The sequence below is a fragment of the Corynebacterium sp. HMSC034E11 genome (genome assembly GCF_001835905.1).
Classification (GTDB): domain Bacteria; phylum Actinomycetota; class Actinomycetes; order Mycobacteriales; family Mycobacteriaceae; genus Corynebacterium; species Corynebacterium coyleae.
In genome coordinates, this window is sequence record NZ_KV826394.1 from 364676 (window position 1) to 386102 (window position 21427).

Consider the following 21427-nt stretch of genomic DNA (forward strand, 5'->3'; position numbering starts at 1 on the left):
ATTCATGTTGAACTATCTAAGCGTATGCCCTTGCAGTAGCGCCTCGGCCACTGCCCACAGTCGCGCAACGTTTGATGCTTTTACCAGCACGACATCGCGGTCGGTGCGCGACTGCCAGTCGTCGATACCCGCTGGCGGCATAGCCAACAGTTCGCGCACTACCTCGCTGGCTTCGGCAGCATCGGCGACGCTGCTGGTGCGGATGCCGAATTGCTCAGCACGCTCGGCCAGCGCTTCCATCGACGCATTATTCCCGACAGTGATGAGGTCGGTGACGCTGTAGCGCGCCAACTCATCGGCAAGCGCCGCGTGCTCGTGTTCCGCACCGGCGCCAAGTTCGCCCATCTCCCCCAGCACCGCAAGAGAGCGCACACCTGGGCGCGCCGCGGCGGTGTAACCCAACGCGGCAATGGCAGCCCGCATCGATTCAGGGTTGGCGTTGTAGGCATCGTTGATCACGGTCACGCCATCGGCGCGGGTGTTGACGTCCATGCGGTTGACCGACACGGAGTGCGCATCAGACAACGCCTGCGCGACAGTTGCGGCATCCATGCCCGATTCAATGCCGACTGCAGCTGCAGCCAGCGCATTGCCCACCTGGTGGGCACCGAACACGTTGAGGGTTACGCGCTGCGGATCACCCTTCGGGGTGTGCATGATAAACGACGCACGCGCCACCGCATCCAGTTCCACATCGGTGGCGTAGTAATCCGCTGCCGTATTGCCGTTGGCGGAAAAGCGCACCACGCGTGCCTTCGTCCGCGGAGCCATCGCGTTGACCAGGTCGTCGTCGGCGTTGAGCACCGCGATGCCATCGGCAGGCAGCGCCTCAACGAGTTCGCCCTTGGCCTGCGCGATGTTCTCGCGGGAGCCGAACTCCCCCAGGTGCGCCGAGCCCACGTTAAGCACCACACCGATCTGCGGTGGTGCAATCGTGGCCAAGTGCGCAATGTGGCCGATACCGCGCGCCGACATCTCCGCGACGAGGAACTTCGTCTCCTCCGTGCAGCGCAGCACTGTGTATGGGTGGCCGATCTCGTTATTAAACGACCCCGGAGGCGCCACCGTCTCACCCGCGCGCTGCAGCACCGCCGCGATCAGGTCCTTCGTCGAGGTCTTGCCGGCAGAACCAGTCACGCCGATGATCCGCAACCCGTGGTTGTCCGTCAGCTCGCGGGCCACATAGGTGGCCAACTTTGACATCCCATCCACAACGCCTGCTGCAGAGCCAGTTGGATCGTTGACCGCCAGGTCCGAGTTGTCGTCGGCACTGGGCGGTCGCTTCTCGACGACCACAGCCGGCCGACCGACCTCCCTCGTGGTCAACGACGCCGTGGCACCCGCCGCAGCCGCCTTGCCCACAAAGTCGTGGCCATCCACGTTCGCACCCGGGAACGCAACGAATAGCCCGCCGGGGCCGATCTTGCGGGAATCAAACTCCACAAACCCGGTCACCGAGGCGTCCGGATCAGCCTCCGAGCTCAAGTGTCCTCCGGTGATCTCCGCGATCTGGCGAAGCGTCAGTGCAATCATGCGTTCCTCTTCTCTCGGCGGGCGCGAAGTGCGCGCCGCATCTCTTCGCGGTCATCAAAATGGTGCTTGGTGTCGCCGATGATCTGTCCAACCTCGTGGCCTTTACCCACGACAATGATGGCATCGCCGGGCTTTGCCCACTCGACGAGCGCGTCGATCGCCCTCGCGCGGGAGCCTTCCTCAATGATCTCGGCTGCCGTTTCTGCGTCGCGTGCGCCTTGCAGCACCGCTGCGCGGATCGCTGCCGGGTCTTCGGTGCGCGGGTTGTCATCAGTCACCACAACAAAATCTGCGCCCTTCGCTGCTTCCGCTCCCATGAGCGGGCGTTTCGAGGAATCTCTGTCACCACCAGCGCCGATTGCCACACCAATCCGGCCATCGACCTGTCCACGCAGCGTCTGAAGCACTGCTGCGACAGCGGCCGGCTTGTGGGCGTAATCCACAACAGCCACAAAATCCTGGCCTTCATCAATTCGCTCCATGCGCCCCGGCACCGCCGCCTGCTCTAGGCCTGCGACAAACGCTGCTACATCGACACCAACCTGCGCCGCAAGCGTGGTGGCAAGGGCGGCATTGGCGACGTTAAACGCACCCGGCATCGGCAGAGCAAACTCCACCTGACGCTCTGGAGTGTGAAGTCGAATGTGCTGGGTTCCGGTGTCGTCGATACGCAATAGCTCCGCAGTGACATCTGCATGCTCACCGCGGGTTGCCACCGTCACCGGGTGCTCCGCGCGCGCGGCCATCTTCTGACCCCAAGAATCGTCGACACAGATCACGCTGCGCTTCGCGTGGAGGTCGCTCGACGGGTCAAAGAACAAGGCTTTCGCCTCGAAGTAGTCCTCCATCGTCGGGTGGAAATCAAGGTGATCCTGCGACAGATTGGTAAAACCAGCGACGTCGAACTGGGCACCCGTGACGCGCCCAAGCATGAGCGCGTGGGAGGACACCTCCATCACCACATGCGTAACGCCCTCGTCGCGCATACGGGCAAACAGTGCCTGCAACGTCGGCGCCTCAGGCGTAGTCAACTCGGTGGCCACATCGCGGCCCATGATCTTCGTGCCCGTCGTACCAATCAGGCCGACCTTGCAACCAGCCTGCGTCAGTCCACGCTCCAGCATGTACGTCGTGGTGGTCTTGCCCGACGTCCCAGTCACGCCCAGCAGCGTGAAGTCCTTCGACGGATGCCCGTACACCTCCGCGGCAACATGGCCAAGAATCGCGCGCACATTATCGACGACCAACACCGGCCGGCGATCCGACGTCTGCTGGATGATCGCAAGACCTTCTTCGTCAGTCAGAACCGCACCTGCGGCCGAATCGAACGCGTACGACGCGCCATGCACCCGCGTGCCAGGCAGCGCAGCAAACAAGCCACCGGGCTCCACATTTTGGGAATCAAGACCAATAAACGACACCTCAAACGGTGCCTGCGGCGCATTGACGATGCGTGCCCCCGCAATCTCAGCGAGGGATGTCAGCGTGGGCGCTGAGGACATGATAATTCCTTCCTTTCAGGGCCGTTACTGGGCTTGCAGAACAAACGGTTCCGCGGGCGGGCTCGGCGGGATATTTTCCTTATCCAACATCCAGCTCGCAATCTGACGGAACACCGGCGCCGCAGACTGGCCACCGGCACCGCCGTCGAGTACACCGCGCTGCGGCTCGTCCAGCATGACCGCCACAACAAATCTCGGATCGTTCGCCGGGGCAATACCCGCAAACGTAATCCAATACTGGCTCTGTGAGTATGCGCCCGTTTCCGGGTTCACCTTCTGTGCAGTACCTGTCTTGCCAGAGAACTGGTAGCCCTCTAGCGCATTTCCTTGTGCAGTACCCGACTGGTTGCCGGTCGGGTCTTCTTGGAATGCGGCACGGAACATATCCACCGTTGTACGCGCCGCCTCCTTGCTCACCACTTGGTTGCGCTGCGGCTCATCCTGCGGGATATCTTGCCCGTCCGGTCCGACGATGCGCTCGATGATGCGTGGCTGGATGCGCTCGCCGTCGTTGGCCAACGCCTGGTACACACTCGCCATCTGCAGCGCAGTCCAGCTCATGCCCTGACCGATTGGCAGGTTGGCAAAGGTACCGCCCGACCACTGTTCAAGCACCGGCAGCAGACCCGGCGACTCATTGGGCAATTCAATGCCGGTCGGAGCACCGATACCGAAACGGTTGAGGTAATCCCAGTAGCGCTCCTCGCCGAGGCGCTGCGCCAACTGCAATGTGCCCACGTTGGAGGACTTACCGAAGATGCCTGCGGTGGTGTACGGCAGAACATCGTGCTGCCAGGCGTCGCTCACTGTCACACCGGCCATGTCGATCGAGCCCGGCACCTGGTGCACCTCGAACGGGTCAGTCACCCCCTGATCGATTGAAGCCGCTGCAGCGATGACCTTTGCCACCGAGCCTGGCTCGAACGGGTGCGAGATCGCTGGGTTTTCAAAATCCTTACCCTGCTTGATCTGCTTTTCAATATCCCCGTTCGGGTTGATGGTGTCTGTATTTGCCATCGCCAACACCTCACCCGTGTGAGCGTCAAGGACGACAGCCTCAGCCGACTTTGCCAAAGAGTTTGCCTTTGCCTGCTCAAGCACTTGCTGCACATACGTCTGCAGGTCGAGGTCCACCGTGAGCTCAATGCGCGCACCAGGTACCGCTGGCACCACATCGCGCAGGGAGCCCGGAATGGACTGCCCACCTCCCGAGACGTCCTCGGTCGAGCGGCCGTCGATACCGGTAAGCACCGCATCGCTAGAGGCCTCAAGGCCGAACTGACCGTGCCCGTCCATGGAAACCTTGCCAATGATGTTCTCCCCCACAGCACCGTTCGGGTACTGGCGGATGTCCTGCTGGTCAGCAGCCACACCGTGGAACTTCGCCGCCACCTTCGCAGCGACATCCGGGTCAACGTTGCGCACTAAAACTTCGTACGACGTGTCGGCGTGGAGCTTGTCCAAAATCTCCTTGGCACTGACACTGCCCACAGTGCGCAACTGCTCTGTGTCTGTACCCGTAGGCTGTGGATCAGTTTCGCCACCGATCATGCCGGGGATCTCATTCGCCATTGTGCGCAGCACGTCTTCAACGCGGGCGTCGAGCTGCGCGTCGATATCTGCCTTGGGGACGCCGTCGATACGCATCTGCAGCTCTTGCTGCTGTCGCAGTTCCTCACGCAACTGCTTCGGCGAGACCGTCAACGACCTTGCCTGCATCGTGTACGCCAACTGCTTGCCGTCACGGTCCACGATCTCACCGCGACGTGCTGGCTCAACATACTCGCGCTGGCGTTGCACCTTGGCAACTTCACGCAACTCGCCGCCGATGATCACTTGGACCCAAAACAGGCGTGCGATCAGCAAGGCTGCGACGCTGAGGAACACAAGCGTCAAAAGGAATACACGGTGGTTGGTGATGTGACGCTGACTCTTCCGTGGCGCCGGACGCTTCCGGGGTGTGCCCGTGGATGTCACGTGCCCTCCTCACCTACCAAAACTGCTCATTGACTCGTTTATCATGCCCCGCACAAATGCGAAACGAGGTTGCGCCACACGCCTGCGGCACAACCCCCACCGTTAACGTCTATTCGCCGGCGGGCACATTTGCCTGATACGGCGCCACGTTGGCAACCTGCGGTGCTTGCTGCGGACGAGGCGGAGCTTGATTGCCACCTGGAACCTGAGTCAGCGCATCCGCCAGCTCGCGGGTTGCACGGTCATCACTGCTTGCACGGCCCTGCCGCAACGCTTCGCCGTTAACGTCGACAATCTTGGCAACCTTTTCTGGGTTGAAAGGCCGGCGCTCTTCAGCACGACCATCTTCCATGACCTCCACTAGGCCAGGTTCTCCAGCGACCACCATGCCTGCGCCTGCAGCGCGCTGTGCGATCTCCGCAGCAGAACGACGATCCTCTAAGTCACGGTTGAGCGACTCGACCTCGTTGGCAAGTTCACGCTCCTTCGACTGCAGCTGCTGGATGGTGAAGGTTTGTGTCGTGGCCACGCCGGACAGCAGCATCGCTATAGCAATACCGATCACCAGCAGAGGCACCGCAAGTGCGGACACTGCGGAAAAACGCGACGGCGCCGCGACCGTGCCAACCCGACGCCCACGCACAGACACAACCTGCTGCGAGCCGAGGCGCCCCCGCCCTCGGGAGTGCGGCACATGCGGCTTCACACCCGGCATCGTGCGACGACGTGCCGGAGCGCTTGTACGGCTGGTGCGGGCACTGCCATCGCGCGTCAGCGTCATCGCGCGGGAGCCACCTCGTGTGTCTCGTGCTGCCATGGTGTCCGTCCTCAGATGGTTGTGTGTTGTACGTGGTTTGTTGTGGGTTATGTGGTTGTCGTTGAGTGCTTAAGCTTCTCGACGCCGCGCACCCTCACCGGTGCTGCACGCGAGTTGCGCTCAATCTCTTCCTGCGGAGCCTTTTCCGCCCCGCGGGTGATGAGTTTGAACGTTGGCTCGGTGCCCGGCAGATCCATCGGAAGTCCCGCCGGCGTCTTTGAAGCTGTCAGTTCAGCGAAGGCAGATTTGACGATCTTGTCCTCGAGCGACTGGTAACTCATGAACACTGCTCGCCCGCCGACGCCGAGCAAATCCGTAATCACCGGAACCACTCGCTCGACAGCCTCAAGCTCGCGGTTGACCTCAATCCGCAGCGCCTGGAAGGTGCGCTTCGCCGGGTGACCGCCAGTACGTCGCGTGGCGGCCGGGATGGTGCTGTACAGCAGTTCCACGAGCCGGTCCGCACGGTCAAACGGCGCACGCTCGCGCTCCTTCAGCACAGCCGACGCAATCTTGCCTGCGAAACGTTCATCGCCGTAGGACTTCAGAATCCTCGCCAGGTCTCCGTGCGAGTACGTGTTAAGTACCTCGGCCGCAGTGATGCCGGTGGTCGGATCCATGCGCATATCCAGCGGTGCGTCACCGCGGTAGGAAAAGCCACGCTCCTCCTGGTCCAACTGCATCGATGAAACACCGAGGTCGAACAGCGCACCAGCCACACCGTGCTGCCTCACAAGGTCGAAGGTCTCGCCCTCCCCCGATGCGATCTCGTCGCCGATGTAGTCGAACCGGCATTGCACCGGAGTGAAACGCTCACCGAACTGAGCCAGGCGCTCAGTCGCCTGCTGCAGCGCATTCGGGTCGCGATCCACACCGATCACGCGCGCTTGCGGGAATACGTTGAGAAAGTGTTCGGTGTGGCCACCGGCACCAAGGGTTCCATCGACAATGACGGCGTTGGCGCCGAACGCCTCTACAGCTGGGGCCAGGAGTTCGGCCATGCGGTCGCGCATGACCGGCACATGCCCATGAGGGTCTGCAGCGTGTGTGCGGTACACCATCCGGGCTCACCCCTCGCGGTCAGTTAGTCGTCGGCTCCTTCTAAGCCGGGGAGTATGTAGAGCCCTGTCCGGGGCGGCTGTTCTGATGTCGGGGAAGTACACCAGAATGCTTCACGCCCCGGACAGAGTCCGTACACACTCTCCGAATTGGTTGCCCGCTGTTGGGTAGTCAGTCCTACAGCAGACCGGAGAGAATGTCGTCGTCATCCGCCGCGGAGAACGCGGCTTCAGTCTCTTCTTGATACTTATTCCAGGATTCAAGATCCCAGATCTCGAGAAAATCCACAGAACCGATAACTACGCATTCCTTGGAAAGGCCTGCGTACTCACGGTGTGCCGGCGACAGGGTGATACGTCCGGACCCATCGAGCGTTTGCTCATCCGCACTGGCAGCCAGATTGCGGATAAACGCGCGCGCCTTCGGGTTCGTCCTTGATGCTGCAGCGGCCTTGCGGGCGCGTGCAGCAAACTCGTCCCGCGGGTACACCGCGAGGGAGTGGTCCTGCCCTTTGGTCACCATCAGGCCGTCTGCCAAGTCCTCACGGAACTTCGCAGGCAGCGTCAGGCGCCCTTTGTCGTCGAGCTTGGGAGTGTAGGTTCCCAGAAACATCCGGCGACCTACCTTCCTTCACCTTCAGAGATTGGCATTTGCAGTTTTCTCGGCTTCGCTCCGCATTACGCACGTAGTCAAGATGCGCACCACGGTGCTCCGCTGTGCCCCACTTTAACCCACTTCCCCCCACAAACGCCACACTCTGAGCAACTTAGTTCCCACAACAAGAAGAACACGCAGGTCAACGGCCACAATCCCCGTGGGGCAATTACCCGCCAATGTCCCCCACTTACCGCCACATCCCCCACTACAACCCCATCAATCACCTACAGGCACACGAGACGCAACCCGCTCCGAACGTCCTTTAACAGGCAAAATGGCCGGATCAAACCAACGGGTGGGGCAAAGTGGGGAATGTGGGGCGAAGTGGGGATAAAAAATCGCCCTCCCGAAGAGACCCGGGAGGGCGAAGGGAAAGCTAAAAGCTACTGACGATCCTCAAACCGTCGACGGAAGCTCTCCTCCAGGCTAACACTGCGCGGCGAGCGCGACTTGGACTGAGCCTGCGCTCGCTGCAGCGAAACACCAGCGGCAGCCGGGGTACGGAGCGCCATGATCCCCCCATAGAACATCACACCGAAGCCGACGATGCTCAACACCACAGTCCACAGACTCCACGACGCCAGCGCCACTCCCCCAAGAAGAAGGACAAGGCCCAGCACAATGAGGGCGAGGCTACGCATAGTCAGCCGGCCCGACGGGTGCGAAGCACCATACCCAGAGGACGGAGCGACCGAGGAACCGAACTTCGGGTCGTCTGCAAGGAGCGACTGCTCGATCTCGCGCAGTGCGCGCATTTCCTGCTCAGAAAGAGACACTACTTTCTCTCCAGATCCCAGCTATGAATGAACAATGTATGGATACAACGAACATCGTACCCACATTGTTCCCGCGCCTTATTACGCCGCCATCGGCGCATCACCCCCAGTGGTGTCCAGGAGAAAGTCCTCAGCCGAACCGATAAGGCTTGAGACCACGACCGGCGACGGGTTGTCGTCGATCCCAGACGCCACCCTCGCCCGGCGCGCCGAGTATGCAGAAAATACCGTCGCCCAGTGCTGGCCACTTTCCCCGGTGAGCGCGAGCTTGTCCCACGCATTAGTTGGCAGCCGCTTCCGCTTCCGGAGCACAACGCTGCGAGCGTTGCATGCGCCAGCGATGCGCAGTGCAGCCCGGTATGCGTTTTCCATTGCAAGGTCGTAGCGCCTTGCCGCAAAGTCGGTGTGTGCCTGTGCAAGCAGTGCCTCCGCAGAGAAGATGAACGAGTCAAACTTTCGCGGCGCCCCCATATCCCCGTACGCCCTGCCCGTTGTGGCTGAAACTACGCTTCCCATGACACTTTCCCCTTTCGCTGTTACCAGTGCATGTCGCCTTTTGATTGCCCATGACCCTAGAAGTCACCCACGACACCACAACCAAAAATTAGCACGTTTGTTCGACTGTTCGAACGAGGATGTGTGGTCAAGCCCCGCAACAGGCACATAAGTGGTTCGATAGTGGGGTGCACATTGAGATCCAAAGGCTGACCAAGGCGGAGTTTTCTTTCCTCGTGCCACGGTTGGTGGACATCTACATGGAAGCTATGGGGTACCCCCAAACCATGCGCGCGCAGCGTTTACGCGTGTGGCGTGGAGAGGTCACCTGGCCAGGCTTTTCCGCCGTGGCCGCAATCTCGGACAACAGCGTCATCGGAGTGGCCTACGGTTTTCTCGGCGCGCGGGAGCGATGGTGGGACCAACAACTCGTCAAAGCACTCACTCAGCAACGTCCAGACGGCATGCTTTCTGACGACGACCGTGCGCTACTGGCCAACTACTTCGAAATCGCCGAAGTGCATGTGGATCCGAGGCACCAGGGCCGCGGCATTGGTGCGGCGATGCTCAGGGAACTGCTCGCATCGACATCAGCTCGTTGGGCTGTCCTATCTACTCCCGAGATAGACGGCGAAGCTAATAACGCATTTGGGCTTTACCGCAAGTTTGGGTTCCAGGACGTTGCTCGCAATTTTTATTACGGAAGCGACCCTCGCCCGTTTGCGATTCTCGCACTCGACATGGCGGGCACACCCCGTGTCGGCGAGGCTGACTAGGGTACGTTCCAGAGAGATTTTCGTAGACGACGGTGAGGAGCAGCGTGGCTACACACGAATTGGGGATTGGGAACTTAAGTGCGGTGCCTGGTGTCGTCGAAAAGCATTTGGAGCAGTTTTTCGACGAACACGGGCCGGCGATTTCCGCGATCGGTGAGCCTGTCTCGGAAGCAGTCGCGCACTTGCGCGCGTTCACACTGGGTGGTGGCAAGCGAGTGCGTCCGCTGTACGGCTGGGCAGGTTTTGTCGGCGCCGGTGGTTTGGAAACCAGCGGCGAGGACCCAAACGCGGTCTTGCGCGCGATGAGTGCGCTTGAGTTCATCCAGGCGTGTGCACTGGTCCACGATGACATCGTGGACGCCTCCGATACCCGTCGCGGAAACCCCACGGTGCACCGCAGTGTGGAGGCCCAGCACCTCGAAAACCGTTGGCTGGGCGACGCTGCGACGTTTGGCGTGAACACCGCGATTTTGCTTGGCGATCTCGCCTTAGTCTGGGCGGAAGATATGTGGCGCTACTCCGGTGTTTCGTTGGAGGCGCTGCAACGCGCCGCGGAACCGTGGGTGGGCATGCGCACGGAAGTCATCGGTGGGCAGATCCTTGATATTTCGTTGGAAAGCCGTGGCAGCGAGTCTGCGGACATGGCGGATCGGGTGAACCGGTTTAAGACCGCCGCGTACACGATCGAGCGTCCGCTTCATCTTGGTGCGACTATTGCTGGTGCCGACGATGAGACCATTGCGGCATTCCGTGGTTACGGACGCGATATTGGCATCGCATTCCAGCTTCGCGACGACCTCCTCGGTGTCTTCGGCGACCCAGCAATCACCGGAAAACCCGCGGGCGATGACCTGCGCGAAGGAAAGCGCACTGTCCTTTACGCGACGGCGCTTGAGCTTCTCGATGCCAACGATGCCGACGAGCTCCGCACCGGTGTAGGTACCGCCACCGACCCAAAGGTGCTTCAGCGCCTCGCCGATCTCATCCGCCAAAGTGGTGCGGAGGATGCGGTCGAAGAGCGCATTAACCGTCTCACCGCGTCCGGCATTGCTCACCTGGATACCGCCGGTATTACTGCTGAAGCTCGCCAGGCACTGTCCGAGTTGGCCCACAAGGCCACAGACCGGCGTATGTGATGGCCGGTAAAATCCGGCCGATCCCCCTCGGCGTTGTCGCAGCCGTTCTCATCGCGATCGGTTCCTTTGGTGCCGGAGCGACGCGTTACCGTGACGGCCTCATGCGCTCGATAGGCCTTGAGTTCCTCACTTACGGCCACGGCCGCGGCATGATGGACGGCCTCCTGATGGCGGGCACTGGTCTTCTCGTGTTTGCCTGGCTGTGGCTGTGGCGCACCCGCCCAGGCGAGCAGACCGTGCTCCGTGCGGTGTGGTCGTGGGCCGCTCCACTCGCCTTGAGCGCACCAATCATGTCGCGCGACGTGTACTCCTACCTCATGCAGGGGGCAATGCTTCGCGACGGCTTCGACCCCTACTCCGAAGGCGCCGCTATCAACCCCGGCCCGTATTTGTGGGAGGTCTCCCACGACTGGCGCAACACCACAACGCCGTACGGGCCACTGCACTTGGGCATTGGCAAAGCGGTGACCACGATTGTCGGCGACCACGTCGCGTTTGGCGTCGTTGCCTACCGGCTTATCGCGCTGGCAGGTTTCGCGCTCATTGTCTGGTCGGTACCGCGCATCGCGCGCCTCGCAGGTGCTAGCCCCGGGTTTGCACTGTGGGTAGGTGTAGCCAACCCTGTCATGCTGTTGCACCTGATTGGCGGCATGCACAACGAGGCGGTCATGGTCGGCCTGGTGTGCGCGGGCCTGTACCTGTGCATGCGACACACGTGGTGCACCCCCGGAATCGTGCTCATCGCATGCGCGGTATCGCTCAAGGCCACGGCTGCGTTCGCGTTGCCGTTTGTGGTGTGGCTGATGGTCACGCGTCGCGCCCGCGTCCACGATGTGCCCCACCACCTCGCCGCGCTTGCCGTCTCTGGAGCCTGGGCGCTGGCGGTCTCGGTCGCCGTCATCCAGGTGGTGACGTGGGTCTGCGGCTCAACGTGGGGTTGGCTCGAGGAAATCACCGGTAACTCGAAGGTGATCAATCCGCTGGCTGGTCCGACGTTCGCCGCAGAACTGATTACCCCGCTCGTGCAGTTGGTCAACGACGACTTCAGCTACAACACAACGCTTGCAGCCACCCGCACGGTGTTCAGCTTCGCGATGCTCCTCGCGCTCGTGATCACGTGGTGGTGGTTCCGCCCGGCGCGCGGCAAGGCCTACGCGCCGCGGATGCTGGCGGGCACCACCGTGGCGTATACGGCAGCGTTTGTCACCAACGCGGTAACGCTGCCGTGGTACTACGCCTCCATCTTGGCGCTCGTGGGCACGTTCCGGGCACCGGCCTGGGTAGCTAGAATTACTACCGGCGCATCCGTCGTCGTGGCACTCGCGTTTACAGGCAGCGGCAACCACAGGCTCTACGACGTGTGGTTCCTCGCCGCAGCCTTCATCGTCGCCGTGGTAGCGACTCGCTGGGTGTTTAAAACGCCATCGCTTGCGCACGACGAATAACTTCGCGCGCTTTCTGACCATGCAAGGCGTCAATCGGGCGCCCCGGTAGCGAATCCTCTTCGGTGTAGAGGAATGTGAGGATCTCCTCGTCGTTGTAGCCGCCATCGGCAAGCACGGTGATCGCGCCTGAGACGAACTTCGACAGCCCATCCTCACCGATCAGCCCAGCCGGGATGAATTTTTTACCATCCCGGATGTACATGACAAGTTTGCGGGCACCGACATAGTCGTGCACACGAGTGACCGGAACGCCCAACGCTTCGGCGGCGTCGGGAAAGGCCAGCAAGGTTTCGTCGCTAAGCAATTGCTCGAGATTCGTTTGTGTGCTCACGGCGCCCGATTCTACCCTGGGGTACATGGCAATACTCGCTCCAGGCACAACTCTCGACGAACGCTACGTCGTGGACCGCGCCATCGCCCGTGGTGGCATGGCCACGGTGTATCGCTGCATCGATTCCCGCCTGGGCCGGGAAGTCGCTGCGAAAGTCATGCACGAGCAATACGTCCACGACGCTGTGTTTCGCGACCGCTTCCGGCGCGAAGCCCGCGCGATGGCGCAGCTCAGCCACCCTAACTTGGTCAACGTGTACGACTTCTCCGCGTCCGGCAACAACGTGTTTCTCATCATGGAACTCATCACCGGCGGCACGCTGCGCGAATTGCTCGCCGAGCGTGGTCCGATGCCTCCCCACGCAGCCGCGGAGGTGATGCGCGGCATGCTCACGGGACTTTCTGTCGCGCATGAGAAAGGCATGGTGCACCGCGATATTAAGCCGGACAACGTGCTTATCGACACCTCCAGCCGCGTCAAACTCTCCGACTTCGGCCTCGTGCGCGCAGCCGCCGAAAACACACATTCGACCGACCAAATCGTGGGCACCGTCGCCTACCTCTCCCCCGAACAAGTCGACGGCAGCCCCATCACAGCCGCATCGGATGTGTACTCCGCCGGCATCGTGTTGTTCGAACTCCTCACCGGCCGCACGCCATTTCACGGCGACACCCCCATCGCGCACGCGTACGCACGCCTCCATGGAGATGTGCCCGCGCCGTCCTCACTCATTGCCGGGGTGCCAATGCTTTTCGACGAGCTCGTCGCCACCGCAACCGCCCGCACCCCCGAAGCGCGCTTCCGCGATGCGGGAGAATTCCTCGCCGCACTCGACGACGTAGCAGCCGAACTTGCACTGCCGGATTACACCGTGCCTGCCCCGCGCAATGCCGCAGCCACGCGAGCCGCAGCACACCCGACTAACTTCGGACTAGTCAACAACGCCGCACAGCGACGCCTCTTCCCCGATGACGAGGCGCCAACGCGAGTCGCCCCTGCAGTTGCGAGGCCAACTAAGCAGGCGTCCCCAGAACTGCCGTCACGCAGCCAATGGCCCGCTGCACAGGCGTCTCCGGCTCCGGTTCCGGCCCCCGTTCCGCCTGCAGCCGCCCCCGTGCCCGCACCCGTGCCACCACGTGCACCCCGGCCTGCCGCTCCCAATCCGGCAAAGCGCCCCGCTGTCAAGCCGGTAACTAACCGCTCTCTGATCGGTGTCGTGCTCTACACCGCTGTTGCAATCGCCGTGGTAGCTGCGGTTGGTCTGGGCGCGTGGTGGTTCGGCTCCGGGATGTATGGCGACATCCCGGAGATCGTCATCCCGCGGTAGCGCTGGCCGAGTAGCGCTGTCTTAGTAGCGCAGCATCTCTGCAACGAGGAAGGACAGCTCGAGTGCCTGCTCGGTGTTCAGACGCGGGTCGCAAGCGGACTCGTAACGGCCCGGCAGATCCACATCAGTGATGTCCTGCGCACCGCCGAGGCACTCAGTGACGTCTTCACCCGTGAGCTCGATGTGAATACCACCCGGGTGGCTGCCGAGTTCGCGGTGGACCTCGAAGAAGCCCTGAACTTCGTCGATGATCTTGTCAAAGTGACGCGTCTTGTAGCCATTGCTCGACGTGAACGTATTGCCGTGCATCGGGTCCGACTGCCAAATGACCTTGTGGCCGGAGGCCTCAACCGCCTTGACAATGCCAGGCAGTACTTCGCGGATCCGGTCCTGCCCCATGCGGATCACCATGGTCAAACGACCCGGCTCGCGGTTCGGATCAAGCTTATCTGCGTAAGCGACAGCCTCTTCTGGAGTGGTGGTCGGGCCCAACTTGATACCGATCGGGTTGCTGATCATCGCGGCGAAGTTGACGTGGAAATCGTCGATACCGCGGGTGCGCTCACCGATCCAGAGCTGGTGGGCGGACAGATCGTAAAGCTTCGTCTCACCCTTCGAATCCGTGGCCAAACGCAGCATCGCACGTTCGTAATCCACCAACAGCGCCTCGTGGGATGCGTACACGCTGGACGTGCGCAAGTTCGTGTCACTGACGCCACAAGCATCCATGAACGCAAGCGAACGCGAAATCTCGCGAGCAAGTGCTTCGTAACGCGCACCCGCAGGCGAGTTAGTCACGAACTCTCGGTTCCAGTTATTGATGTTGTGCAGGTCCGCAGTACCGGACGCCGTCAGGGCACGCACCAAGTTCATCGCCGCCGACGAGTTCGCGTACGCACGCACCATGCGGGCCGGATCGTGGCGACGAGACTCCTCGGTCGGATCCACACCATTGACGATGTCACCGCGGTAATTCGGCAAACCGTTCTCATCAAGATCAGACGAGCGCGGCTTCGCGTACTGGCCAGCAATACGAGCAAGTTTGACCACCGGCATCGACGCACCGTAGGTCAACACCGCAGCCATCTGCAGCAGGGTCTGCACGTTGGCACGGATGTGTGGCTCGGTGTTGGACTCGAACGTCTCAGCACAATCGCCACCCTGCAGCATGAACGCCTTGCCGTTGGCGACGTCCGCTAGATGCGACTTGAGCCCCTCAACCTCGGGCGCGAGCACGACCGGCGGGACGGACTCCAAAATCTTGCGAACATACTCAGCCTGGGCAGGGTCCCACGACGGCTGCTGCTTCGCATCGCGGGAAATAACATCTTCAAACTGCGCGTTTAAATCTCCCGGCAGCGGCGGCAGATCGGGCAGTACCTCTTTGGGGATATCAATAGTCCAGCTCACCGTTCTATATTTAGCACGGATTACTGCCCCAGTACAGGCGGTACAGCCTGCAACTTCTCACAAGGCGGTTTTATCGTCTCACATTTTGGATACGGCGCCGTCGCGGTTCAACGGCAAATGCTCCGCACATACACGAAACTTCCGCAGATTATGGCGCGCATCAACGAGAGCATCGTGGTTGCCCTCCGGCACCCGTGGCAGACGCGGCTTGCCTGCCATCTGCCAATACTGCTTCAGCTCGCAGGTGTAGCGCGGCAGCAAACGCGGCAGACCGGACATGTCACCCCATAGTTGCGCGAGCACCACGTGGTCATAGGCGCCAACCCAAGCCCACAGTTCTGGCCTGGTGTCACCCGAGGTGAGAAACTCATAGACCTCGTTACGGATGCGCTCCAGCGACTTCCACACTGGTTGGTTCTTCGGAGGGAGCTTCGACAACACGTGCGCTTTGACCCAAGCGTTGGCGCGTGCTGGGTCGAACTCATCGGACACCGCATAGTATTCGCGGCCATCCTCAGCAACAATGCCGATGGACACCAGCTCGATCGTCTCGCCGTCCTCAATGAATTCGGTGTCGTAGAAGAATCTCACTGCGTCGAACTACTTCCGTTGCTCCGATCGAATATCCCCCAACACCTCGCGCCGCGAAGGGCCCTTCTCACCCTCAACACGCCTCGGCCAAAACATCACTGCAGCCACCGCAACGACAGCAAGCGGGCCCGACAGTTTCGGGTACCAGCCCTGCTCAGACGCAATCAGGAACATCACAACAACGACGCATACCAACGCGATTCGGGTAACAAGTGGTTTATTCATTACTGCACACCTTTCGGCCCAGTTTTCGGTTCAGCACCTTCGGGGTACTTCCCCGTCTGCTCGAGGGACTTCTTCACATCCGTCGCGTAGACATCCACGTATTCCTCACCGATCATCTCTGCAATGCGATGCATGCAGTAGTCCGTAAAGGGACGCACGGCCTCGCGCGAGTCAGGGTCGTAGCCATTTTCAACCGCCCAAGCTCGCGGATCAATCGGCTCCGAAATCTTGATCTGCACCTTGACCGGCCGGATGAGCTTGGTGCCGATCGGGTTCGCGCGACCAGATCCAATCATGCCGACCAAAATCACAGGCACGCCGGTTGGCATAGCAATGCGCGCCATGCCAGTGCGCCCCTTGTACACACGCCCATCCGGCGAACGGGTTCCCTCGGCATAAATGCCGAAGAGCTCGCCGTCGTCGAAAATCTTCTTCACCGTTTCCAGCAAGACGTCCCCGGCGGTGTCGGAGCTTCGGTCAATGGGAACTTGACCCACGGCGGTGAAGAAAAACCGCTGCAAACGTCCACTGAGCCCCGTGCCAGTGAAGTACTCCATTTTGGCCGGGAACTTCAGCTGTCGGCGAACCATCAACGGCAAGTAAAAGGAATCCAGCACAGCCTGATGGTTAGAAACCAACAGGGCCGGACCTTCGTCCGGGATGTTCTCCACACCGTAAATGCGCGGGCGGTTCCACACCAACAGCGGCGGCCCGAAAATAGCCTTGAACAGGGAATACCACTTGTTTGCCATTGTTTCTCCCCTTTTTATCGCAGCTGGCGGGCCAAATCAGCAACGCCAATCATACCCGCCTTCGCTCCGAGCTCAGCACAGAGGATCTCCGGCAGCGGACGGTATCCAGCGCCGACGATGTTCGACGCCATGGACGCTTTGGCAGCGTCAAGGAAAAGATCAGCGTCTTCGCTCACACCACCGCCGAGGACGATCAGCGATGGATCCAAAATGTCGGACACCATTGCCAGGCCTCGTCCCAGCCAGATGGAGAAACTCTCCAGAGCCGCCACACCCAGCCCATCGCCTGCGCGTGCTGCGGCCATAATGTCGTGCCCGCTTGCTCGCTTTTCGACGACCTCCCGGTACAAATCGGAACCTCGATACCCTCCCCTGCTGGCAATCTCGATCGCACAATCGACCAGCGAGGTGCCAGAAGCGTATCGCTCAAGACAGCCCTGCTTGCCACACGAGCACACCCGACCTCCCGACACCACCGTGATGTGGCCAAACTCAGGCGCGGTGCCGAACGCACCACGGTAAATCTCGCCACGGTGCATCAGCGTTGCGCCGATCCCTGTGCCGACGGCGAAAAACACCCACGTCTCTGCGTCACGAGCGGCACCGAACCGATACTCACCCCAGGCTGCCGCATTCGCATCGTGCTCGAGCCGGACCGGCAGCCCCAGCGCATTCTCCAAATCTTTGCGCACCGGCTGATCATCACGCCACGGCAAATGGGGCGCAAAACGCACGATTTCACACTCCGGGTCGAGGAAGCCCGCAACGGCAGCGCCAACTGCCCCGATCTCGTGTTTGTCCTGGAGCTGCTCGACCATCTGCACGATCGTGCGGGTCAGCCCGTCAGCGTCCTGCGGGGTCCGCGTACTCACCGTGTCGAGGATCGACCCATCCGGCGCGACCACAGATGCACGAGCGTTCGTCCCGCCAATGTCAAAGCCGACTGTCAGCGCCTGGTCTCCTCGTTGTGAAGTCATAGCCGGACAGTTTATGCCCCTGACAGCGGTCAGCCCTAACCCGCCAACACGTCGCGCAGGCGCTCCCCCAGAGTGCCCCACGAAAACTCCCGTTGCACATGCTTGCGCCCGGCGGTGCCCATGGCGGTGCGGTGGTCGTCGCAAAGCAATTGCCCAATGGACCGCGCGACCTCATTCACATCGCGACCATTGACGACGACACCACTTTCCGGCACCACCGTCTCCGGCGCACCACCGGAATCGCCAGCGACCACCGCAACCCCACACGCCTGCGCCTCGAGATACACAATCCCCAGACCTTCCACATCAAGACCACCCCACCGCGTCCGCGCGGGCATCGCAAACACATCGGCGGCAGCCACAATGTCGCGCAACCGCTCGCGCGACACCCGGCCCGTGAATTCCACGCCCGGCGAAGACGCGGCGAGCTTGCGCAGCCGCTGCTCGTACGGCCCCTCCCCCACAATCACCAATCTCGCATTCGGCGCGTATCGACGAATCTCCGGCAACGCACGGATCAACACATCCTGTCCCTTGCGCGGGACCAACCGCGACGAACACACCACAAGTGGCGCATCACCCACGCCGAGCCAGCGCCGCGTTTCATCCCGCTTGTGCGCGCTCGCTGGCGCGAAGAAATCCGTGTCCACCCCCGACGGCAGCGCAACATAGTCGACGTCATCGCCGAACACCGCCTGCAAGCGCTCTATCGTGAACCGCGAAATGTACGTCACCACATCCGCGCTACGACCAATCCGGCGCAACACCTGACGGGCCACAGGAATCATCGCCCAGCCCACCTCGTGGCCGTGGGTGGTGGCCACCACACGTTTTGCTCCAGCACGTTTCGCCTGGGCTCCGAGAATTGCCAACGGTGCAGCCGCACCGAACCACACAGTGTCGATGCTGTGCGTTCTGATAATTCGAGCCATCTCCCGAGCAAGCCCCGGGGTAGGCAACATGATGTTGCGCGGCCAACGAATCACCGTAAAACTTTGTTCGGCGTCCCACTCGCGCGCAGCATCTGCTTCCTGGACGGATGCGAGCACCACGATTGATTCCGGGCCTTCGCGCTTGACGAGCTCGTCGACGTAATCCCGTAAGTACGACTGAATCCCGCCGACAGTGGGCGGGAAATCATTCGTTACCAACAACGTGGTCATAATCGCGCTAGTAGCGCACAGCCCCCTGAATCGGCATGGAGTTCGCCGGCACTACCTGGATCGGAATGCCGTAGTCAGACGAGTGAACGACCATGCCGTTACCGATGTACATACCCACGTGAGTCACACCCGGGTAGTAACCAATGATGTCACCCGGCTGCAACGCATCCAGCGACACCGGTGTGCCACCCGCAAGCTGCGCTTGGGAGGTACGCGGAATGCTAATGCCGTTCTGCTCATACGCCCACACCATCAGACCAGAGCAATCGAACGCATCCGGTCCAGCAGAGCCCCAGCCATATGGCTTACCCACCTGAGCCAACGCCGCACCAACGATTCCGGAGTCCACGCCCGGAAGCGAAGCGCCGCTAATCGGGTTGTCCTTATTGATCCAGCGCAGGCGATCGGCCTCGCTCAAGTTGTCTACGCGGTGTTCGATGTCACGAACCTTGTCATCCAGCTCTTCACGTTCACGTTCCAGCTTCTTTCGCTGGATCTCCAGCTCATTGCGCGCATGGCGTGCCTCTGCCACCGCAATATTGGCCGAGTTGGACTTCTCTGCCGCCACCCGGTTGGCATCCTCCAACTCGGTCAACGCACGCTGAGACTTGCGAGTGAGCGCCGCCAAATAAGCGGAACGGTCGATCGCCTCTTGCGGGTTGCCCGAATCCAGGGTGGTCAGGATCGCTTCAGATTTCGGGATACGGTAACGGGACTGCGCAATGTCACCGACATTCCTGCGATGCTCGTTACTTACCTCCTGAATAGCGGCAAGTTCTTGTTTCGCCTCTGCAGCGCGGCCATTGGCTTCCTCAACCTTGCGCTCTGAATCGGCGATTTTCTCTTCGAGTCCCTTAATTTCTTCCGACTTCGCAGTGGCGTCGTGGGAGATCTGCTCCATCTCATCGATGAGAGCATCGACATCATCGGCCTTCACAGGGGCCGCTACGCCGCCGGCGAGGATGACGCCGACGAGCGCGGACACTGCGGTCTTCTGAGCAGAAGGACGACGAGACTGAAAAGAGTGCTTACCCACGACCAAAACCTTTTCGCAATACTTGTGAGAACACAAAAACTATAGCGACATCGGTCCCACCGTCCAAGCAAAAAACATGGCCACACAGCATATTGTGAATCAAGAGCACTGGTGTGACGCACGAGGTGTCAAGGTCCCCAAAACGCACGAAAGCCCCAACTCCAAACACAGAGTCGGGGCTTGAAAACGTGCCGTTAGAAGCGAACCACAGAGTGGATCGGCATGAGGTGCAGATCGCGGTAGCCCACCGGGATACCGGAGTTCAGCGCATCGATGATCTGGCCGTTGCCAACGTAGATGCCAACGTGGGATGCACCACCGTAGTAAACAACGATGTCACCCGGCTGGATGTTGCTCAGCGCAACCTGCTGGCCAGCAGCAGCCTGAGCCTGGGAGGTACGCGGGATGGACTTGCCAGCCTGAGCGTAAACCCAGGAGGTGAAGCCGGAGCAGTCGAATGCGTTCGGGCCAGCTGCACCGTAAACGTACGGGGAACCAACCTTGGACTGTGCGATGGACACAACGCGCTCAGCGAAGGACGGCTGCGGGGCCGGAGCCGGCTGCGGCGCAGCGGCCGGTGCCGAGTAGTTGGTTGCGGCCTGTGCCGGCAGAACCTGCTTCTCGACGTTCGCGATGAAGGCGCTGAAGCCCGGAACGTTGTTCACGCCCGGCAGAGCCTTCACGCGAGCGATAGCAGCCTGAGCGTCGCCCGTAGCGGCTGCGCCCTTCAGCGACGGGATCCAGGCGTCAATGCCCGGGATTGCCGCTACGCCTGGAATGGTCTCAATACCCGGGACCTGTACTGCGATCGGCGAGTTGGGGACGCGGACCTCTGCTGCGGAGGCGGCGGCCGGCGCGATGAGCGCAGCGCCTGCTGCGAGAGCGGTGGTGGCCGCTGCTGCGCGGGCTGCGGTGTTGGTCTGGCGACGGTGCTTTGCCACTTTAGATTTTCTCCATATCTTCTCTTCGCCAACCGGGTTAGCTGTCGGGCGGGGTGTTGAGAAATGACCCTCGGTCCGAACGACCTACGCCCCACGGGAGCAGGTGCTCCACTCTGGTTCCCCGGTCCCCTTCGGCTTCGATCGGCTTTTCCGATCTCCACTTCAGAGTTACGGCTCATATGTTGTTTTCGATCCATGCTTCCAACGGCTGTTGTCGCAATGTCTCGAACAGGTTACGAAACGGCAACAAGAGTGTCCAGCCAACACGCCGTTACAGTTCCGTTATCAAAAGATTTGATGCGAAACAGCGTCGAAGTCTGCGTTTCTAAATGAAAACTAAGAACGGTCCAACAACCTCAAAACACGGCCATACGCTGCGCATTTATCCGCCGAACCAAGAAGCAAGTTGATCTCCGCAAAGTTAAAGACAACCCAATTAAAACGGATTGTGTGATCTTACTCACACTTGCTTGTTAACCTCATTGTTACAAAGAAAATCGC

Annotated in this window: 21 protein-coding genes and 1 riboswitch; of the genes, 4 read left to right on the forward strand and 17 right to left on the reverse strand. The window is 61.0% G+C overall.

Annotation, left to right across the window (positions count from 1 at the left end; genetic code table 11):
• Nucleotides 1–12: 12 nt before the first annotated feature.
• The 8 genes from murF to HMPREF2690_RS05775 all read right to left on the reverse strand — a co-directional run bounded on the left by murF (nucleotide 13) and on the right by HMPREF2690_RS05775 (nucleotide 8837).
• Nucleotides 13–1533, reverse strand: a complete 1521-nt coding sequence (gene murF / locus HMPREF2690_RS05740) for a UDP-N-acetylmuramoyl-tripeptide--D-alanyl-D-alanine ligase (RefSeq protein WP_070820364.1) — start codon at nucleotides 1531–1533, stop codon at nucleotides 13–15.
• Nucleotides 1530–3035 (reverse strand): UDP-N-acetylmuramoyl-L-alanyl-D-glutamate--2,6-diaminopimelate ligase, encoded by a 1506-nt coding sequence (locus tag HMPREF2690_RS05745; protein ID WP_070820365.1) that lies wholly within the window; start codon nucleotides 3033–3035, stop codon nucleotides 1530–1532. The genes murF and HMPREF2690_RS05745 overlap by 4 nt, the downstream gene beginning before the upstream one ends.
• Nucleotides 3036–3059: 24 nt before the next feature.
• Nucleotides 3060–5012, reverse strand: a complete 1953-nt coding sequence (locus HMPREF2690_RS05750; RefSeq protein ID WP_083279395.1) for a peptidoglycan D,D-transpeptidase FtsI family protein — start codon at nucleotides 5010–5012, stop codon at nucleotides 3060–3062.
• A 109-nt stretch (nucleotides 5013–5121) separates the two neighbouring features.
• Nucleotides 5122–5829, reverse strand: coding sequence for a cell division protein FtsL (locus HMPREF2690_RS05755; protein ID WP_141739360.1), 708 nt, complete (start codon nucleotides 5827–5829; stop codon nucleotides 5122–5124).
• A 47-nt stretch (nucleotides 5830–5876) separates the two neighbouring features.
• Entirely contained in the window at nucleotides 5877–6890 is a 1014-nt protein-coding gene (gene rsmH, locus HMPREF2690_RS05760) for a 16S rRNA (cytosine(1402)-N(4))-methyltransferase RsmH (RefSeq protein WP_070483991.1), read from the reverse strand.
• Between the two features lie 175 nt (nucleotides 6891–7065).
• The gene (mraZ, locus tag HMPREF2690_RS05765; protein ID WP_070422186.1) at nucleotides 7066–7500 is read right to left on the reverse strand and encodes a division/cell wall cluster transcriptional repressor MraZ; all 435 of its coding nucleotides are present in this window, start codon (nucleotides 7498–7500) and stop codon (nucleotides 7066–7068) included.
• Nucleotides 7501–7928: 428 nt separating this feature from the next.
• Entirely contained in the window at nucleotides 7929–8321 is a 393-nt protein-coding gene (locus tag HMPREF2690_RS05770) for a DUF3040 domain-containing protein (protein WP_070422185.1), read from the reverse strand.
• A gap of 81 nt (nucleotides 8322–8402) precedes the next feature.
• The gene (locus tag HMPREF2690_RS05775; protein WP_070820366.1) at nucleotides 8403–8837 is read right to left on the reverse strand and encodes an SAV_6107 family HEPN domain-containing protein; all 435 of its coding nucleotides are present in this window, start codon (nucleotides 8835–8837) and stop codon (nucleotides 8403–8405) included.
• Between the two features lie 167 nt (nucleotides 8838–9004).
• Between HMPREF2690_RS05775 and HMPREF2690_RS05780 the strand changes: the two genes are divergently transcribed.
• The 3 genes from HMPREF2690_RS05780 to HMPREF2690_RS05790 are packed head-to-tail and all read left to right on the forward strand — an operon-like array spanning nucleotide 9005 to nucleotide 12173.
• The gene (locus HMPREF2690_RS05780; RefSeq protein WP_070820423.1) at nucleotides 9005–9592 is read left to right on the forward strand and encodes a GNAT family N-acetyltransferase; all 588 of its coding nucleotides are present in this window, start codon (nucleotides 9005–9007) and stop codon (nucleotides 9590–9592) included.
• Between the two features lie 44 nt (nucleotides 9593–9636).
• Nucleotides 9637–10728, forward strand: coding sequence for a polyprenyl synthetase family protein (locus tag HMPREF2690_RS05785; RefSeq protein WP_070422183.1), 1092 nt, complete (start codon nucleotides 9637–9639; stop codon nucleotides 10726–10728).
• Entirely contained in the window at nucleotides 10728–12173 is a 1446-nt protein-coding gene (locus HMPREF2690_RS05790) for an alpha-(1->6)-mannopyranosyltransferase A (protein ID WP_070614590.1), read from the forward strand. The genes HMPREF2690_RS05785 and HMPREF2690_RS05790 overlap by 1 nt, the downstream gene beginning before the upstream one ends.
• On the opposite strand, the gene HMPREF2690_RS05795 is transcribed toward HMPREF2690_RS05790, so the two are convergent.
• Nucleotides 12142–12531, reverse strand: coding sequence for an Rv2175c family DNA-binding protein (locus tag HMPREF2690_RS05795; RefSeq protein WP_070422181.1), 390 nt, complete (start codon nucleotides 12529–12531; stop codon nucleotides 12142–12144). The genes HMPREF2690_RS05790 and HMPREF2690_RS05795 overlap by 32 nt on opposite strands.
• On the opposite strand from HMPREF2690_RS05795, the gene HMPREF2690_RS05800 reads away from it, so the two are divergent.
• A complete protein-coding gene (locus HMPREF2690_RS05800; protein ID WP_070820367.1) occupies nucleotides 12530–13831 on the forward strand; it encodes a protein kinase domain-containing protein in 1302 nt (433 codons plus the stop codon). The genes HMPREF2690_RS05795 and HMPREF2690_RS05800 overlap by 2 nt on opposite strands.
• Nucleotides 13832–13852: 21 nt before the next feature.
• Here the strand turns inward: HMPREF2690_RS05800 and HMPREF2690_RS05805 are convergent, their stop codons facing one another.
• The 8 genes from HMPREF2690_RS05805 to HMPREF2690_RS05840 all read right to left on the reverse strand — a co-directional run bounded on the left by HMPREF2690_RS05805 (nucleotide 13853) and on the right by HMPREF2690_RS05840 (nucleotide 20926).
• Nucleotides 13853–15241, reverse strand: coding sequence for a class II 3-deoxy-7-phosphoheptulonate synthase (locus tag HMPREF2690_RS05805; RefSeq protein ID WP_070422179.1), 1389 nt, complete (start codon nucleotides 15239–15241; stop codon nucleotides 13853–13855).
• 78 nt (nucleotides 15242–15319) lie between these two features.
• A complete protein-coding gene (locus HMPREF2690_RS05810) occupies nucleotides 15320–15832 on the reverse strand; it encodes a polyadenylate-specific 3'-exoribonuclease AS (RefSeq protein ID WP_070820368.1) in 513 nt (170 codons plus the stop codon).
• Nucleotides 15833–15841: 9 nt separating this feature from the next.
• Complete coding sequence (locus HMPREF2690_RS05815) at nucleotides 15842–16057, reverse strand: hypothetical protein (RefSeq protein ID WP_070422177.1); 216 nt, start codon at nucleotides 16055–16057, stop codon at nucleotides 15842–15844.
• Entirely contained in the window at nucleotides 16057–16809 is a 753-nt protein-coding gene (locus HMPREF2690_RS05820; RefSeq protein WP_070422176.1) for a lysophospholipid acyltransferase family protein, read from the reverse strand. Before HMPREF2690_RS05820 ends, HMPREF2690_RS05815 begins: the two co-directional genes overlap by 1 nt.
• Nucleotides 16810–16823: 14 nt before the next feature.
• Nucleotides 16824–17786, reverse strand: a complete 963-nt coding sequence (locus HMPREF2690_RS05825; RefSeq protein WP_070820369.1) for an ROK family protein — start codon at nucleotides 17784–17786, stop codon at nucleotides 16824–16826.
• Between the two features lie 35 nt (nucleotides 17787–17821).
• A complete protein-coding gene (locus HMPREF2690_RS05830; protein ID WP_070820370.1) occupies nucleotides 17822–18949 on the reverse strand; it encodes a glycosyltransferase family 4 protein in 1128 nt (375 codons plus the stop codon).
• A gap of 7 nt (nucleotides 18950–18956) precedes the next feature.
• Nucleotides 18957–19985 (reverse strand): C40 family peptidase, encoded by a 1029-nt coding sequence (locus HMPREF2690_RS05835; protein WP_070820371.1) that lies wholly within the window; start codon nucleotides 19983–19985, stop codon nucleotides 18957–18959.
• Nucleotides 19986–20179: 194 nt separating this feature from the next.
• Entirely contained in the window at nucleotides 20180–20926 is a 747-nt protein-coding gene (locus tag HMPREF2690_RS05840) for a C40 family peptidase (protein ID WP_070422172.1), read from the reverse strand.
• 14 nt (nucleotides 20927–20940) lie between these two features.
• Nucleotides 20941–21083: riboswitch (cyclic di-AMP (ydaO/yuaA leader) on the reverse strand.
• Nucleotides 21084–21427 lie beyond the last annotated feature (344 nt).